This is a genomic window from Microbacterium sp., from assembly GCF_049650565.1.
GTDB lineage: Bacteria > Actinomycetota > Actinomycetes > Actinomycetales > Microbacteriaceae > Microbacterium.
Genome location: NZ_JBASAK010000014.1, coordinates 1 through 15,172 on the forward strand (window position 1 = coordinate 1; position 15,172 = coordinate 15,172).

The window sequence follows — 15,172 nt, forward strand, 5'->3', positions numbered from 1 at the left end:
CCTCCGCGAAGCCCCATTCGGGCTCCGCGGAGGCGTTTCCGCGTCGGATCTCCGGAGTTGTGAACGACTCTCGTAGGCTGGCCGCATGGATTGGCAGCAGGCGGCTTCGATCGGCAGCGCGGCGTGGTTCTCGATCGCGTTCCTGGCGGCGACCGCCGCAGGTATGCAGGGGCGCGGCAAGCTGTGGTGGTTCTTCATCACGATGATCTTCGGCCCGCTCGCGCTGTTCTTCCTGGCGATCTGGACCGAGCCGCTCACGAAGCGCGGCTGAGACTCAGCCGTTCTGACGGCTGAACCGCACCGGCCCTCGCCGATCGCGAGGTCGCGTCAGAACAGCATCGCCGGTGCGGCCGGGGGAGCGGATGCCGGTGTCGGACGCATCCGCTCGCGCAGGATACCGCGCATCCGGTCGTGGTCCTCTTCTGACTGCGTGTGCAGTCCGTGCGCGCGGATCAGCGGCCGCATCCGCTTCGACAGCCACTGCCGATACCCCTTCGGAGCCTCGGATGCCGAGCCCGGGTACAGCCCGCGGTACGAGTAGACCAGGTCGGGGCGCTCGCGCTGCAGCCACTCGAAGAACCACGGCTTCACGCCGGGACGAAGGTGCAGCGCGCCGTACACGGCGTGGTCGGCTCCGGCCTCTGCGATGCGGGTGAGGACCTCGTCGATGGCGGTGACCGAGTCCGTGATGCGCGGCAGGATCGGCATGAGGAACACGCCTACCCTGAACCCGGCGTCCGCCAGCGCGCGCACCGTGTCCAGTCGCGCCTGCGTGGTGGGGGTGCCCGGCTCGATGGAGTGCTGCAGGGCATCGTCGTACATCGCGATCGACATCTGGATGTCGACCGGCACGTGCTTCGCCGCCTCGACCAGCAGCGGGATGTCGCGGCGGATCAGCGTGCCCTTGGTGAGGATCGACATGGGCGTGCCCGACTCCGCGAGCGCGCGGATGATCCCCGGCATCAGCCGGTACCGACCCTCGGCGCGCTGGTACGGATCGGTGTTGGTGCCCAGCGCCACGGTCTCGTGCTGCCAGGACCCGCGCCGCAGCTCGCGCTGCAGCACCTCGACCAGATTGGTCTTCACGACGATCTGCGAGTCGAAATCGTGCCCCGCATCCAGATCGAGGTACTGGTGCGTTCCGCGGGCGAAGCAGTTGTGGCTGATCACGCCGTTCGCGATGAAGTCCCCGGTCCCCGTGGTGATGTCGATGAGCGAGCGTTCGCCTGGCAGCTCCTCGATGCCCACGACTCGAAGGTCGGCCACCGACTTCACGGCGGTGCCGGCGATGCCCAGCTTCCGGGTGATGGCAGGTTGCGTGAGTGCGAAGAATCTCATCCTTGCGGGCAATCCACCAGTGACTCGGACGTTGCGCACGCCATTGGTGCGGGCGGGTTCGAGGATGCAGGGGATACCGAGAGCCTTAAGAGCCGCCACTGTGGTGCTCAGCAGGGCCTCATCGCTGTTCGCGACGCGCAACACACCTCGCGAGCAGCTGCCCTCAGCGTCGAAGATGCCCGACAGGAAACCGGCCCGCCACGCACTGGGCTGTTCGAGGGGAACGGCTGTCAAGTCATTCTCGATGCGTTCCACTTCCGCTCGTTTGGCGGTAGGGAGTGCAAACATCGGCGCCCGAGTCTCGGTCTCGGCGGAGAACGGTCTCGTGATGGTCGATATACCCTCTGCGGCCAAATATCGGCGGCTGCGTTCCAGCGCCTCTCGATCCTTCAGCGCGAGTCGGAACCGGTGAATGTGCCGCGTTCGTTGTGCCGACGCGTACGCGCCATGAAAGATCATGCCGTCGCCGCGAATCATCCCAGTGAGGTACCCACGTCGGAAGTCGTGATCCTGAATGTCGGCGGGCGGCGCGAATCGTCCTACTCCGAAGCCCAGGAGTCGGTTGTTCAAGGTCAGATGTGGGCGCTGGCCCGTCTCGGCATCGGCGACATGCTTCCAGCCTCGGTCGGTGAGGAATCGGTGGTCACCGCTCGCGATCAGCTCGGTGCCGTCAGCGAGGGTGACTCGATAGGCGCGTTTTCGCGTCGACCACTTCGCCTCAACCCGCGTCCGCACGTAGCGTCGGTAGTGCCCCTGCCGTTCTGTGCCGATGATCTCGTCACCGACGCGAAGTTCGTTGATCGCCCGCTGTCGACCATCTGCGCACAGCACGAGCGTGCTCGGGTCCAGGCAATAGACGCATGCATGGCTGCACCCGCGGTACGGATTGATGGTCCAGCGGAACGGCATCCGGGATGCGGCGGGCACGGCGTTCAGGGCCGACTTCGCCAGCACCTCATGGAACGTCATCCCGGCGAATTCCGGCGTGGTCACCGACTGCACCAGGCCGCTGCGGCGCTCCAGACCGGGCAGCGCATCGGCATCCGCCCCGTCGATCGTCTGACCCTGCCACCGCATGGGATCAATTAGAACAAAGCACCGATAAAAGTGCAAGAGACATTCGAACAAAAAGGCTAATGATCGATTCCTGCGGATGGCACCCCTGAAAGCCCCACCGCCCATGGGTGACAATGGAATGATGAGCGCCACGCACTCCCGCCATGCGTCGCGTGCACCGCTTGCCGTGAGGGTCGCCCTGCCCGTCGGCGTGCTGTTCACCGCGATCGCGTCGCTGGCGACTCTCGGGGGAGTGCTCGCGGAGGAACCGGCGCCCGCGATGATCCTTCCGGCACCCGCGGCGGCGATGGCGCTTCCCGACGTGAAGCTTGCCGGCGCGCCGGCTGCGGATCCATGCTCGGATGCCGGTGTGCAGGCGGCACTCGCTGCGGGCGACGACCATGCGACGGTCGCAGCGTTCGGCGGGGGTGCGGCCTTCCGCGAGGCCGTCACCGCAGGCAATGCGCCCTGCATCTCACTGTCCGACCCGAGGCACGCGTGGGTGGTGGTCAACAAGCTGCGACCGTTGGACCCGGTGGACTTCGGCCCGGAATCCCTGGTCGCCTCGAACCTGCCGGCCACCACCAGGTCCACGCGCATGCGCCCTGCGGTCGCCGACGCGCTGAACCGCCTGTCCGCGCAGTCCCAGGCCGACGGCGCCGGCAGGCTCGGCCTGAACAACGGTTACCGCTCCTACTCGCTGCAGCAGACCACGTATTCCCGCTTCGTCCGCTCGGATGGTCGGGCAGGCGCGGATGCCGGATCGGCGCGCCCCGGGCACAGCGAGCATCAGACCGGGCTGGCCGTCGATGTCGTCGCCTGCTCGACCGGATGCGGCGAGATGGGGCAGTTCGCGGGCACCTCGCAAGGCGCCTGGGTCGCAGCGCACGCCTGGGAGTACGGATTCATCGTCCGGTATGAGAGCGGCGCCACCGGCACGACCGGGTACATGCCCGAGCCCTGGCATCTGCGCTACATCGGCCCGGAGCTCTCCAAGGCCTATCACGACGGCGGATTCCACACCCTGGAGGCGTTCTTCAGCCTCCCCGCGGCTCCCGACTACGCCCCCTGAGCGGGACTTCTGACGCATTCCACAAATGCGGGACGCAGTGTCATGATTCGTGGGACGCATTCCCACAATCCACTGTTCGGAACAGCATCCGAGCCGTAGACTCGCGGCAGCGACGACGCACAGCATTTTCAGGAGGACGTCATGGAACGCGACATCTACGAAGAGGATCACGAGGCCTTCCGCGACCTGGTCAAGGACTTCGTCAAGCGGTACGCCACGAACGAGAACATCGAGAAGTGGGAGGCCGCCGGCGAGATCGACCGTGCCACCATGCTCGCCGCCGGCGAGGCGGGCCTGATCGGCCTGTCGGTGCCTGAGGAGTTCGGCGGTGCCGGGATGCTGCAGGACTACCGCTTCCGCACCATCGTGATGGAGGAGGTCATCGCGGCCGGTGCCGGCTCGCTGGCCGGCGCCTTCGGCATTCAGGACGACCTGGCCGTCCCCTACCTCGTGCACATGGGCACGCAGGCGCAGAAGGAGAAGTGGCTGCCTCGCATGGCCACCGGTGAGATCCTCGGCGCACTCGCCATGACCGATCCGGGTGCCGGCTCCGACCTGCGCGGCATCAAGACCAATGCCAAGAAGGTCGACGGCGGATACATCCTCAACGGCGCCAAGACGTTCATCTCCTCGGGCACGACCGCCGACATCGTGGTCACCTTCGTCAAGACCGGCGAGGGCAACCGTCCCGACGCGTTCAGCCTGCTGATCGTCGAGAAGGGCATGGAGGGCTTCGACCAGGGCAAGAAGCTCAGCAAGATGGGCTTCCACGGCTGGGACACCGCCGAGCTGAGCTTCACCGACGTGTTCATCCCCGAGGAGAACCTGATCAGCGGCAAGGAGGGCATGGGCTTCATCCAGCTGATGATGAACCTGCCGCTCGAGCGCCTCTCCATCGGCGTCGCGGCCGCTGCCGCGGCTGAGGCCGCCACCAACTGGACCATCGCGTACACCAAGGACCGCGAGGCGTTCGGAGAGCGCATCGCCGACTTCCAGAACACCCGCTTCCGCCTGGCCGACATGGTCACCACCACCGAGGTGATGTGGGCGTATGTCGACCAGGCGCTGCGCGCCTACAAGGACAGCAAGCTGACCGCCGAGGACGCTGCGAAGGTGAAGTTCTGGGCGACCGAGCGCGAGTGGGAGGTGCTCGACATGGGCGTGCAGCTGCACGGCGGCTACGGCTACATCATGGAGTACCCGATCGCGAAGGCCTTCACCGACGCCCGCGTGCACCGCATCTACGGCGGCACCAACGAGATCATGCGCGACCTCGTCGGCCGCCAGATCGCCGGCAAGCGCTGACCTGCGATCGCTGACAGGGCCGTCCGGATGCCGCGCATCCGGGCGGCCCTTCTCTGTGCGCTCCCCGGGTAGGAGCACTCCGGGAACCGCCAGCCAAGTCCCAGCCCGTTCATGCACTCCGGTGCGCTTACTGGAGAGAAGGAAAACGTCCCGCGCGCCCGCCCGCAATCACGGCCGCCCACGCGAGCTCGGATCGGGAGGTTGGCATGATTCATCGACGTGCCGGCGCGAAGCGTCGGCTTCCGTTCCCCATGATGTCGGCACTCGCGGCATCCGTCATCCTGTCGCCGAGCGCGCCAAGGCCAAGCTCGGGGTCAGCGGCGAGCTGCCCAGCGCCATGGACCTGCCCAGCGCATGCCGGTTCCGCACGCGCTGTCCGATCGCGCAGGAGAGTGCTCGCGGCATCGGTAGCAGTGGCGTTGCTACTCGGGTAGGATAATGGCATGTCGTACAACAAGGTGAGTCTCAGTCTGAGTGACGCGGATCTGGCGTTCCTCGATGCTGAAGCGCTGCAGGGACGGTATCCCTCGCGGTCTGCTGCCGTGCAGGATGCTGTGCGGATGCTGCGCGAGAGTCGCCTGGCCGATGCGTATGCCGAGGCGTACGCCGAGGGCTACGACGAGGACTGGGATCTTGCAGCCGAGGACGGGATCGCGTGATCAGCCTGCTGCGGAGAGGGCAGATCGTGATGGTCTCGTTCGATCCGTCTGTCGGGTCTGAAGTGAAGAAGACCCGGCCGGCGGTGGTCGTAAGCAACAACACCGCCAACGTCATGGCCACACACAGCGACCGGGCCACCGTGACCGTGGTGCCCGTCACATCCAATGCTGCGCGGGTCCTACCGTTCCAGGTGCATCTGCCGGTGGGCGAGACGGGTCTCGACCGCGACTCGAAGGTGCAGGCCGAGCAGGTCCGTACGATTGCGGTCTCGCGCATCATCCGCCCGATCGGCTGGGTCGGTGCGGAGCGGATGGCGGCGGTGGACGAGGCGCTTCGGCTGCACCTCGCGCTGTAGCGGTTTCAGCTCAGGCGGGGCGGGATGCCGCCTTGCGGGACGCGCGGGATGCCGGGGACGAGGTGCCGAGCTTCCAGTAGCCGGTGAAGCTGACGCGGTCCTTCTCCACGCCGCGCTCGCCGACCAGGTACCGGCGGGCGCCGGAAGCCAGGGATTGTTCCCCGGCGATGTATGCGTGGAACGGCATGGACGGCAGCGGCTGTTCCCGCAACGCGGCCAGCGCCCGCACGCCCGGCGTCTCGGCGTCCGTCCGCACCAGCCGCACCACGTCGACACCGATCGGATGCCGGAAGTCCGGCAGGTCGGGCCCCTCGAGGATCACGGTCCCCAAGGCCGTCGCAGGCAGCGACGTGCAGATCCCCGCGATCGCGGGCAGCGCGGTCTCATCGCCGACCAGGGCGCAGGAACTTCAGGTACCCGAGTATGCCGTTGGCCTTCGCAGGGACTCGGTCCAGAGCCTCCTCGCCGCCGAGCGGCAGGAACAGCCGGAACCACTGGTCGTATCCCATCGGCGTGAAGCGGTCGATCTCACCGCCGCCGAGGGTCACGCGCATCCAGCCTTGCGAGAGTCGCTGCGTGCGGAGCACGGTCAGGTGGATCAGACCCGCCTGCGCGGGCCCCACGATCTTGGCGATGGACATGCGGGTCGTTTCAGAGCTGCCACGGGAAGGTGAGGGTGAACACGGCGGCCGACACGACGAGCACCGCTGCGGTGAAGACGGTGTCGCGGGTGCGCCACCGCACGAGGTGGCGTTCGGTGCGGGTGGGGTGGGCGCCGAAGGCGCGGGCATCCATCGACAGCGCCACGCGTTCGGCGTGGCGGATGCCGGAAGCCAGCAGCGGCACGATGTACCCCCAGCCGCGGATGAGCCGCGAGACCGGCCCGCGGCCGCCCCACGGCCCGCCGTAGCCGTGCCCGCGTACCCGATGCGCGGCGCGGATCACACCCAGCTCGTACCCGAACCGCGGCACGAACCGGTATGCGGCCAGCGCCGTGTAGCCGATCCGGTAGGGCACGTGCAGCTGCTGCACGCTCGCCCGTACGAGATCGGGACCGCTCGTGGTCAGCCCGCCGACCAGGGCGAGCGCGAGGATCGCGCCGAGGCGCAGCGCCGTGGCCAGGCCGATCTCGAGGGCGCCGGAGTGCAGCATCCAGTCGCCGATCCGCAGCACGACGGCGGTGTCCGCGACCTTTCCGGGTGCGATCCACACGCCGAACCCGAGCGTCAGCACGGCGATGCCGGTCGGCATCCCCAACAGCAGCAGCGCGAGTGTGCCGCGCCGCAGTCGCGCGCCGGTGAGCACCAGCAGATACGACAGAGCCAGGAACAGCGCGGGCGTCAGCAGATCGCGGGTGGCGATCAGCAGAGCCATCGCCGGCACGACCGCGGCGAGCTTCGCCAGCGGGTTGAGGTGGTGCAGCCAGAACCGGGCGGATGCCGGCGCCGACGCGTACGGATCGGTGGGGACGGGCTCGGTGACGGGAGACGCACGGATGCCCGGATCCGATGCGCTCACCGCGTGCCGGAGCGTCTCGCCGGTCGGACCCGCCGCGATGAGCCCGCCGTCGCCGAGCACGATCGTGTGCGTGGCGTAGGCGTCGACCAGATCCAGGTCGTGCGTGACGATCACGATGGTGGTGCCCGCCTGCTGCAGCTCCCGCAGCAGGTCCAGCAGCTCGGCCGCGCGCTCGGCGTCCTGCCCGAAGGTCGGCTCGTCGAGGGCCACCACGGCAGGGCGGGTGATCAGCGCCGTGCCCACCGACAGCCGGCGCTTCTCGCCGCCCGAGAGCAGGAACGGATGCTCGTCGGCCTTGTAGCGCAGCCCGAAGCGGTCGAGCATCTCATCGACCCGTTGATCGACCTCGGCGGCGTCGACTCGTTGCAGTTTCAGGCCGAAGGCCAACTCCTCGCGCACGGTGGCCGCGATGAACTGGTGCTCGGGGTTCTGGAAAACGAACCCCACGCGCGAGCTCAGCTGCAGCGGCGAGGCGTGCCCGGCATCCAGCCCGCCGATCGTGACCGTACCGCGGGGCGGGGGCACGACACCTCCCAGAGCTTGCAGAAGCGTGGTCTTCCCGGCCCCGTTCGCCCCCACGATGGCCGTGAACGACCCCGTGGCGATGTCGAGGGAGGGGATGCTGAGCACGACGTCCTTGTGCTTGTGCACCACCAGGTTGCGCACCGAGATGGCAGTTGCTGGAGTGACTTGACTCCGAGAAATCTCTGAAACCGCCCGCTCTATGCCGAGCGCAGCGACGGCATCCCCCGGGCGAGCTGGCATCGGGTCTGGCGGGAGCGCGACGGAGGAGCGCGGGGGCATGTCTCGACCGGGGGATGCCGCCGCGGAGCGGTCCCAGCCACGCGCTCCCGGCCAGGAAGCCGCGGCCCCATCCCAGATCACCTGTCCCGACGCGTCCAGTTCGACCACCCGCGTCGCGAACCGCAGCGCCGCATCCACGTTGTGCTCCACCAGCAGGATCGCGCGCTCGTCGGCATCCGCCGCCAGCTCCGCCAGCGCGGCGTGCACGTCGGCGACACCCTGCGGGTCGAGGTTGGCGGTGGGCTCGTCGAGCACGATCACGCGCGAGCGCATGGCCAGCGCGCAGGCGATCGCGAGGCGTTGCCGCCCGCCGCCGGAGAGCAGATCGGGGTTCCAGGATCGCCGGTGCCACAGCCCCATGCGACGCAGCGCGAGTTCGGCGCGCTCGAGCACTTCGGATGCCGGCAGCAGCAGGTTCTCCAGCCCGAAGGCCACCTCATCCAGCACGGTGCCGGTGACGAGCTGCGAATCCGGATCCTGGAACACCAGCGAGATGTCAGCGCTCAGCTGCGACACCGGGGTGGTGCGGGTGTCGTGCTCGGCGACCTCGACGGTGCCGGTCATCTCGGCGTCGACGGTCTGCGGGATGAGCCCGTTCAGCGCCAGCGTGAGCGTGGACTTGCCGGATCCGCTGGGCCCCATGAGAACCACGACCTCACCGGCGTGCACGTCGAAGCTCACGTCCCGTGGCGAGGGGTACGCGGCATCCACGTGCGTGACGCTGAGGTTCTGCACGCGGAGCAGGGGCGCGGAAGTGCGCACGGCGGGTCCTCTGTCGGCGATCGGATGCGGTGAACTTAGCCTACCCTTACCTTGCGAGGCCCACCTGCGGCATCCGTCAGCGCTTGGGTGCGATGCCCGCCTTGCGCAGGGAATTGCCGACGGCGATGCCGATGGCCGTCCACCCCACCGGGCCCAGAACCGAGATCGCCAGGTACGCCAGCTGCACCCAGGTGCCGAACTGTCCGAGGTCGACGACCAATGCGACCACGGCCGCGACGATGACGCCGATGATCACCGCGGAGACGAAGAAGCGCCAGCGCCCCCATGAGCGGTAGCGGGTGAGGGCCGCGACACCCTCCTGAATCGCGCCGAACAGCAGCGCCGTGCCGATGAAGCGCATTGACCATGCCGGGTTGAATGCGCTGGAGATCAGCGCCGCGATCACGTGTGTGATCAGCGCGACCAGTGGCCGTCGCAGGACCTCCTGTGCGATGATCCCGGGCAGCACGTGCACGCCGAGTACGAGTCCGTACAGGTACGGCGTAACGGTCAAGACTCCCAGTGTGATCACACCGGCGATGCCGCCGAGAATGCCGGTGGCGACGCCGATGGCCGCGCAGACGAGCAGGGTGCGGGTGCTCAGGCGGGCGGCGGAGGACACCGCTCAAGGCTACGCGATGGCGGTGCGTGCTGTCGGGGGTCAGCCCTGGCGCGGCAGGCGGATCTCCACATCCTCGAGCGGGTGCTTCTCGAGATAGCCGGCGATGAACGGGCAGTAGGGGGCGATCACGTCGGCGGAGCCGGCAGCATCCGCAAGCGCTGCGGCGGCGAGCTGCTGAGCCAGGCCGCGGCCCTGGAAGGCGTGGTCGATCTCGGTGTGCACGAACCGGAACTCGTCGGGTCGGCGGTCGAACTCGGCGAAGCCGGCGAGCGTGCCGTCGAAGCGGATCTCGTAGCGCGAGGCCTCGTCGTTGCGGCTGACGGTGATGTCGGGCATTGCTCCTCCTTGCGGTTCCGACCAACCTACGCGCACATGGCTGTGGACAGCGCGATCCGACGTCAGTGGCGGTCAGTACGCTGGAGGGATGCCGAACCCTGACCCCTATGCCCAATGGGCTGCTGAGCCCGGGCCCTGGGATGAGGAGCCGCCGGACTCTCCAGAGGAGCTGGACTGGGTCCCGCCGGAGGACGGCTGGGAGCCCCCGCTGGATTGGGGCTCTCCGACGGATGGCTCTGTGAACCCGGCGGGGTCCCTGAGCCCAGCTGGGTCCCTGAGCCCGGCTGGGTCCCTGAGCCCGTCGAAGGGTCGCGAGCCGCTGGCCCAGGGCCGCGCGACGCCCTCCCGCTTCCCCACCGCGCTCGACGCGCTGCGGACGGTGTTCGGGTACGACGCCTTCCGCGGTGATCAGGCGGCCGTCATCGATCAGGTGATCGCCGGCGGGGATGCCGTGGTGCTGATGCCCACCGGCGGCGGCAAGTCCATCACCTACCAGGTGCCTGCACTCGTGCGCGAGGGCACCGGGCTGGTGATCAGCCCGCTCATCGCGCTCATGCACGACCAGGTCGACGCGCTGCGCGCCAACGGTGTGAACGCGGCATACCTCAACTCCACGCAGTCCGTTGAAGAGCGCCGCGACGTGGAGCGGGCCTACCTTGCCGGCGAGCTCGATCTGATCTACGTCGCGCCCGAGCGGCTGTCGTCCTCCTACACCACGCAGCTGCTGCAGCGCGGCATCCTGAGCGTGATCGCCATCGACGAGGCGCACTGCGTGTCGCAGTGGGGCCACGACTTCCGGCCCGACTACCTGGCACTGAGTGACCTGGCCGAGCGGTTCCCCGGAGTGCCGCGCATGGCGCTCACCGCCACCGCCACGAAGGCCACGCACAAGGAGCTCACCGAGCGCCTCGGCCTGCAGGGCGCGGAGCACTTCATCGCCAGCTTCGACCGGCCGAACATCCAGTACCGCATTGTGCCGAAGGTGGAGCCGCGCAAGCAGCTGGTGGAGTTCATCCGCTCTCTGCCGGAGGGCTCATCGGGCATCGTCTATGCGCTCAGCCGCAAGTCCGTCGAGCAGACCGCCGAGTACCTGGCATCCCGCGGCTTCGACGCGCTGCCGTACCACGCGGGACTTCCCGCTGAGATGCGCGCAGCCAACCAGTCGAGGTTCCTGCGCGAGGACGGCGTGATCATGGTCGCCACCATCGCGTTCGGGATGGGCATCGACAAGCCCGATGTGCGCTTCGTCGCGCACATCGATCTGCCGAAGTCCGTGGAGGGTTACTACCAGGAGACTGGTCGTGCGGGTCGCGACGGGGAGCCGTCGGTGGCGTGGATGGCGTACGGCCTGGGAGACGTCGTGCAGCAACGGCGCCTGATCGACCAGAGCCCCGGTGACCGCACGTTCAAGATGCGGATGGGGCAGCATCTGGACGCCATGCTCGCGCTGTGCGAGACCGTGGCGTGCCGGCGGGTGAACCTGCTGCGCTACTTCGGTCAGGAGTCGAAGCCGTGCGGCAACTGCGACACGTGCCTGGAGAGGCCGGACACCTTCGACGGACTCGTTCCCGCACAGAAGCTGCTCTCGACCATCGTGCGCCTCAAACGCGAACGGAACCAGGCGTTCGGCGCCGGGCACCTCATCGACATCCTGCGCGGGTCGTCCAACGACCGCATCCGCAAGATGCATCACGAGCAGCTCGCCACGTACGGCATCGGCGCCGATCTGTCCGATCAGGACTGGCGCAGCGTGGTGCGGCAGCTGCTGGCCCGCGGCATCCTGGTCGCGCAGGGCGACTACGGCACGCTGGCGCCGGGCGAGGCCGCCGGCGGCGTGCTGCGCGGCGAGACGCCCGTGCCGCTGCGCAAGGACACGATCGGCCGGGTGACGGCATCCCGCTCCCGCAAGTCGAGCGCGGCGGCGACCCTGGATGCCGGTGATCAGCCGCTGTTCGAGGCGCTGCGCGCCTGGCGCGCCGAGACCGCCCGCGAGCTGGGCAAGCCCGCGTACATCGTGTTCGGCGACGCCACGCTGCGGGCATTGGCGGAACTGCGTCCGGCTTCGATCGAGGCGCTGAGCGGTATCAGCGGCATCGGCGAGAAGAAGCGCGACGCCTACGGCGACGCGGTGCTCGAGGTCATCGCCGCGCACTGAGGCCGCTCGAACGCATCCGAACGAGGTCGGGCAAAGGCCTGGTCGTACGACTATTTCAGAATCTGAAAACTCGGACGGGATGCTGCCGGCGGGTGCGCCGCCGAAACCCTGGGAGATTGCTGGACAGCATACGAGACGTTGCGGTACGTTTCTGGCAAGCCTGCCGACGCCATCGTCGGCTCTGGGGAGGACTCGTTGTTGGTGGAGTGGGGGCTCCACCGCCAAGGAGGGGTGAGATGGCAAATCGGAATGGTGGACCTTCGCGAGGGCGGAGACTGATCGGACTGCTCGGAGCCGCGGCCGTCGTGATCGGAGGTGGGCTCACGCCATTGGCCGCGTACGGCGCTCCCGGAGATCATTCGGAGTCCGAGGCACAGTTCTTGAGCGGATCGCTCCTGTCGGGTGTCGATCTCAGTACTGTCGCCGGTCTGGCGGGTACAGAGGCGATCAACACGGGTGCAGGGACGGTGACCGATGTCACGGATCTTGACCTCACCGCATTGAGTGCGCTCAACGTGAACATCCCGAGCGGTGTCAGCATCCCGCTGGGAGACCTGCTCCAGCTCGGTGCGGTGAACCAGTTCTCGCAATCGGCGGATGCCGGCGTCTCGCGTGCCGCCTCGGGTGCGGTCAGCAATGCCGGAGTCGTCGACACTTCCGGTGCGGGCACGTTCCCGGCGAGCGCAACGCTGAATCTGATGGAGCTGCTGCCTGCGACAGCGCTGCTGACCACGGCGAACCTGTCGCTGCAAGGCGTCACCGGAGTGGCGTCGGCGGATGCCGCTACGGCGCCGGCTACGAGCTGCTCCGACCTCTCGAACCCGGCGAACTGCCGCGGCTACAACGTCGCTGCTGCTGGACTCGATGTCGTATCCCCGGCACTCGGCGCGATCAGCAGCACGGCGACCTCTGCTCTCGGTGCGCTGTCGACGACGTTGAACGGCCTGGGGTCTGCGATCACTGGCGGACTGCTCGGCGGTGTGACTGACTCCCTTGGCACGCTCAACGGGCTGGTCCCGGGGCTGAGCCTGGTCAGCAACACCTTGAACGTGAATGTCTCATCCGACCTCTCCGCGGCGCTCGATCCCGTGCTCGGGCAGTCCATCACTGTGGGCGGAGTGACAGTCAACGCGAAAGCCGGCACAGTCACCGTCGATTGGGCGAACGTGGTTGGTCTCAATGGCCTTGCGCCGAACACGCCGCTCGTGAGTCCGACGACTCTGCAGACTGTCGCGGCGAACGCCGCTGTGGCGCTCGGTCAGCTGCAGACAGCCGTCAACAGCGTGTTGGCGAGCGTGACGGACAACGTGACCGTCACCATCAGCGGCGGCGTCTGCCTGCTGGAGGTCCTCGGGTGCACCGCCGGGCTGAACATCGGTTACACCGGCTCGTTGGCCGACCTGCTCGACAGTTCGCAGAAGCTGACCATCTCGGGGACTGGCGCGCTGGCCATCCCCGGACTGGATGCCGTGGTCGGCGGTGTCGTCACTACGGTGCAGAGCGCCACCAGTGTTGCCGTCCTGCCGCTCGTGAACACCGCGCTGAGCACGGCCGGCACCACGATCAGCAGTGCTGTCACCGCGGCGACCACTGCCCTGAGTGACGCGTTCACGTTGATCGGGACGGTCGTCGGCGTGAACCTCAACGTTCAGGAGCCAGGCAGTGCGGGCAGCGGCAGCTATGCCGAGGTCGCAGCGCGCGCGACGCTTCTGGGCGGTACCGCGCTGACGATCGACCTCGGCCGTGCCGAGGTCGGTGCCAACGCGGCGGCGGTCGTCTACACGCCGACTCTGTCGGCCACCACCCCAGTGGCACCGGGAGCAGACACCACTGTCACGTCGACGGGGTGGCCACCTTCCACGGAGGTCACGCTGCAGTTGAAGGACAGCGACGGGAACGCGGTCGGGAGCCCGAAGACGGTCACCACGGACGTCACCGGCGCAATCCCCGCAGACACCACGTTGCAGATTCCTGTCAATGCTGTGGCCGGCGCGCAATACACAGTGGTCGGTACCGACACACTCGGTCACAGCGCGACCTCTGGCGCGATCGTCGTCAGCTCCGGAACCACGACGGATACGTCTGCTCCGACGGATACGTCTGCTCCGACGGGTACGACGGCGACCACGGATACGTCGGCTCCGACCGGTACGACCGATACGTCGGCCCCGACCGGTACGACCGATACGTCGGCACCGACGGGTACGACGGCGACCACCGATACGTCGGCACCGACGGGTACGACGGACACGTCTGCTCCGACGGGTACGACGGATACGTCTGCTCCGACCGGTACGACGGCGACCACGGATACGTCGGCTCCGACCGGTACGACCGATACGTCGGCACCGACGGGTACGACGGCGACCACCGATACGTCGGCACCGACGGGTACGACGGATACGTCTGCTCCGACCGGTACGACGGCGACGACGGATACGTCTGCTCCGACGGGAACGACGGGTACGACGGATACGTCTGCTCCGACCGGTACGACGGCGACGACGGATACGTCTGCTCCGACGGGAACGACCGATACGTCGGCACCGACGGGTACGACGGCGACGACGGATACGTCTGCTCCGACGGGTACGACGGATACGTCTGCTCCGACGGGTACGACGGCGACGACGGATACGTCTGCTCCGACGGGAACGACGGGTACGACGGATACGTCTGCTCCGACGGGTACGACGGCGACGACGGACACGTCTGCTCCGACGGGTACGACGGCGACGACGGACACGTCGGCACCGACGGGAACCACGCCTCCGGCCGCGCAGCTGGGTATCACCGTGAAGGTGCCGGTGGTTGAGAGGGCCCAGACTCAGACCACGATCGGCACCGGGTTCCAGCCTGGTGAGGTGGTCACGGGTGTCATGCACTCCACTCCGCTCGCTCTGGGCACCCAGGTCGCGAACGCCGCGGGAACGGTGACGTTCGTCTGGACGGTCCCGACGAGCACCGACCTCGGTGTGCACACGGTGACCCTCACTGGTGCGACATCGGGGGCTGTGACCGGCTCCTTCAAGGTCGTTGCAGCGGGCCTCGCCACCACCGGGCACCAGCCCGGGTATGAGATCCCGATCGCCATCCTGCTGATGCTCCTCGGCGGCAGTGCGATCACGTTCTCGAGGCGTCGCACGAGGAACGCCGTGAGCAGAACCTGATGAGATCATGGTCGTGCGT

13 protein-coding genes are annotated in these 15,172 nt (G+C 68.0%); 7 read left to right on the forward strand and 6 right to left on the reverse strand.

The features are described from left to right. The first annotated feature begins 85 nt into the window (after positions 1-85). The gene (locus WA967_RS02080; RefSeq protein WP_424419240.1) at positions 86-271 is read left to right on the forward strand and encodes a hypothetical protein; all 186 of its coding nucleotides are present in this window, start codon (positions 86-88) and stop codon (positions 269-271) included. Positions 272-327: 56 nt separating this feature from the next. Here the strand turns inward: WA967_RS02080 and WA967_RS02085 are convergent, their stop codons facing one another. Further along, positions 328-2,415: an intein-containing Rv2578c family radical SAM protein gene (locus WA967_RS02085; protein ID WP_424419251.1), complete on the reverse strand. Its 2,088-nt coding sequence runs from the start codon at positions 2,413-2,415 to the stop codon at positions 328-330. A gap of 121 nt (positions 2,416-2,536) precedes the next feature. Between WA967_RS02085 and WA967_RS02090 the strand changes: the two genes are divergently transcribed. The 4 genes from WA967_RS02090 (at position 2,537) to WA967_RS02105 (ending at position 5,786) form a co-directional block, all read left to right on the forward strand. After that, positions 2,537-3,466, forward strand: coding sequence for a M15 family metallopeptidase (locus WA967_RS02090; RefSeq protein WP_424419241.1), 930 nt, complete (start codon positions 2,537-2,539; stop codon positions 3,464-3,466). A 141-nt stretch (positions 3,467-3,607) separates the two neighbouring features. Then, the gene (locus WA967_RS02095) at positions 3,608-4,771 is read left to right on the forward strand and encodes an acyl-CoA dehydrogenase family protein (protein ID WP_424419242.1); all 1,164 of its coding nucleotides are present in this window, start codon (positions 3,608-3,610) and stop codon (positions 4,769-4,771) included. 443 nt (positions 4,772-5,214) lie between these two features. Next, complete coding sequence (locus tag WA967_RS02100; protein WP_424419243.1) at positions 5,215-5,430, forward strand: ribbon-helix-helix domain-containing protein; 216 nt, start codon at positions 5,215-5,217, stop codon at positions 5,428-5,430. Then, positions 5,427-5,786 carry a type II toxin-antitoxin system PemK/MazF family toxin gene (locus WA967_RS02105; RefSeq protein WP_424419244.1) on the forward strand — a complete coding sequence of 120 codons (360 nt, stop codon included), beginning with the start codon at positions 5,427-5,429 and terminating at the stop codon, positions 5,784-5,786. Before WA967_RS02100 ends, WA967_RS02105 begins: the two co-directional genes overlap by 4 nt. 10 nt (positions 5,787-5,796) lie before the next feature. On the opposite strand, the gene WA967_RS02110 is transcribed toward WA967_RS02105, so the two are convergent. The 5 genes from WA967_RS02110 to WA967_RS02130 form a co-directional block, all read right to left on the reverse strand. Beyond that, positions 5,797-6,183 (reverse strand): siderophore-interacting protein, encoded by a 387-nt coding sequence (locus tag WA967_RS02110; RefSeq protein WP_424419252.1) that lies wholly within the window; start codon positions 6,181-6,183, stop codon positions 5,797-5,799. After that, positions 6,170-6,427 carry a siderophore-interacting protein gene (locus tag WA967_RS02115; RefSeq protein ID WP_424419245.1) on the reverse strand — a complete coding sequence of 86 codons (258 nt, stop codon included), beginning with the start codon at positions 6,425-6,427 and terminating at the stop codon, positions 6,170-6,172. Before WA967_RS02115 ends, WA967_RS02110 begins: the two co-directional genes overlap by 14 nt. Before the next feature lie 10 nt (positions 6,428-6,437). Beyond that, the gene (locus WA967_RS02120) at positions 6,438-8,870 is read right to left on the reverse strand and encodes an ATP-binding cassette domain-containing protein (RefSeq protein ID WP_424419246.1); all 2,433 of its coding nucleotides are present in this window, start codon (positions 8,868-8,870) and stop codon (positions 6,438-6,440) included. A gap of 76 nt (positions 8,871-8,946) precedes the next feature. Next, on the reverse strand, positions 8,947-9,492 hold the full coding sequence (locus WA967_RS02125; protein ID WP_424419247.1) for an ECF transporter S component: 546 nt from the start codon (positions 9,490-9,492) through the stop codon (positions 8,947-8,949). A gap of 39 nt (positions 9,493-9,531) precedes the next feature. Next, positions 9,532-9,828, reverse strand: coding sequence for a GNAT family N-acetyltransferase (locus WA967_RS02130; protein ID WP_424419248.1), 297 nt, complete (start codon positions 9,826-9,828; stop codon positions 9,532-9,534). An 88-nt stretch (positions 9,829-9,916) separates the two neighbouring features. Between WA967_RS02130 and recQ the strand changes: the two genes are divergently transcribed. Together recQ and WA967_RS02140 are read left to right on the forward strand one after the other, a co-directional pair. Continuing rightward, the gene (recQ, locus tag WA967_RS02135; protein ID WP_424419249.1) at positions 9,917-11,983 is read left to right on the forward strand and encodes a DNA helicase RecQ; all 2,067 of its coding nucleotides are present in this window, start codon (positions 9,917-9,919) and stop codon (positions 11,981-11,983) included. Between the two features lie 236 nt (positions 11,984-12,219). Further along, on the forward strand, positions 12,220-15,153 hold the full coding sequence (locus tag WA967_RS02140) for a choice-of-anchor G family protein (RefSeq protein WP_424419250.1): 2,934 nt from the start codon (positions 12,220-12,222) through the stop codon (positions 15,151-15,153). Positions 15,154-15,172: the final 19 nt, after the last annotated feature.

Bases quoted from the DNA above. Each gene is read 5' to 3' on its own strand.
- WA967_RS02080 (WP_424419240.1), top strand. From the start codon at position 86: ATGGATTGGCAGCAGGCGGCTTCGATCGGCAGCGCGGCGTGGTTCTCG.
- WA967_RS02085 (WP_424419251.1), bottom strand. From the start codon at position 2,415: ATGCGGTGGCAGGGTCAGACGATCGACGGGGCGGATGCCGATGCGCTG.
- WA967_RS02090 (WP_424419241.1), top strand. From the start codon at position 2,537: ATGAGCGCCACGCACTCCCGCCATGCGTCGCGTGCACCGCTTGCCGTG.
- WA967_RS02095 (WP_424419242.1), top strand. From the start codon at position 3,608: ATGGAACGCGACATCTACGAAGAGGATCACGAGGCCTTCCGCGACCTG.
- WA967_RS02100 (WP_424419243.1), top strand. From the start codon at position 5,215: ATGTCGTACAACAAGGTGAGTCTCAGTCTGAGTGACGCGGATCTGGCG.
- WA967_RS02115 (WP_424419245.1), bottom strand. From the start codon at position 6,427: ATGTCCATCGCCAAGATCGTGGGGCCCGCGCAGGCGGGTCTGATCCAC.
- WA967_RS02130 (WP_424419248.1), bottom strand. From the start codon at position 9,828: ATGCCCGACATCACCGTCAGCCGCAACGACGAGGCCTCGCGCTACGAG.
- recQ (WP_424419249.1), top strand. From the start codon at position 9,917: ATGCCGAACCCTGACCCCTATGCCCAATGGGCTGCTGAGCCCGGGCCC.
- WA967_RS02140 (WP_424419250.1), top strand. From the start codon at position 12,220: ATGGCAAATCGGAATGGTGGACCTTCGCGAGGGCGGAGACTGATCGGA.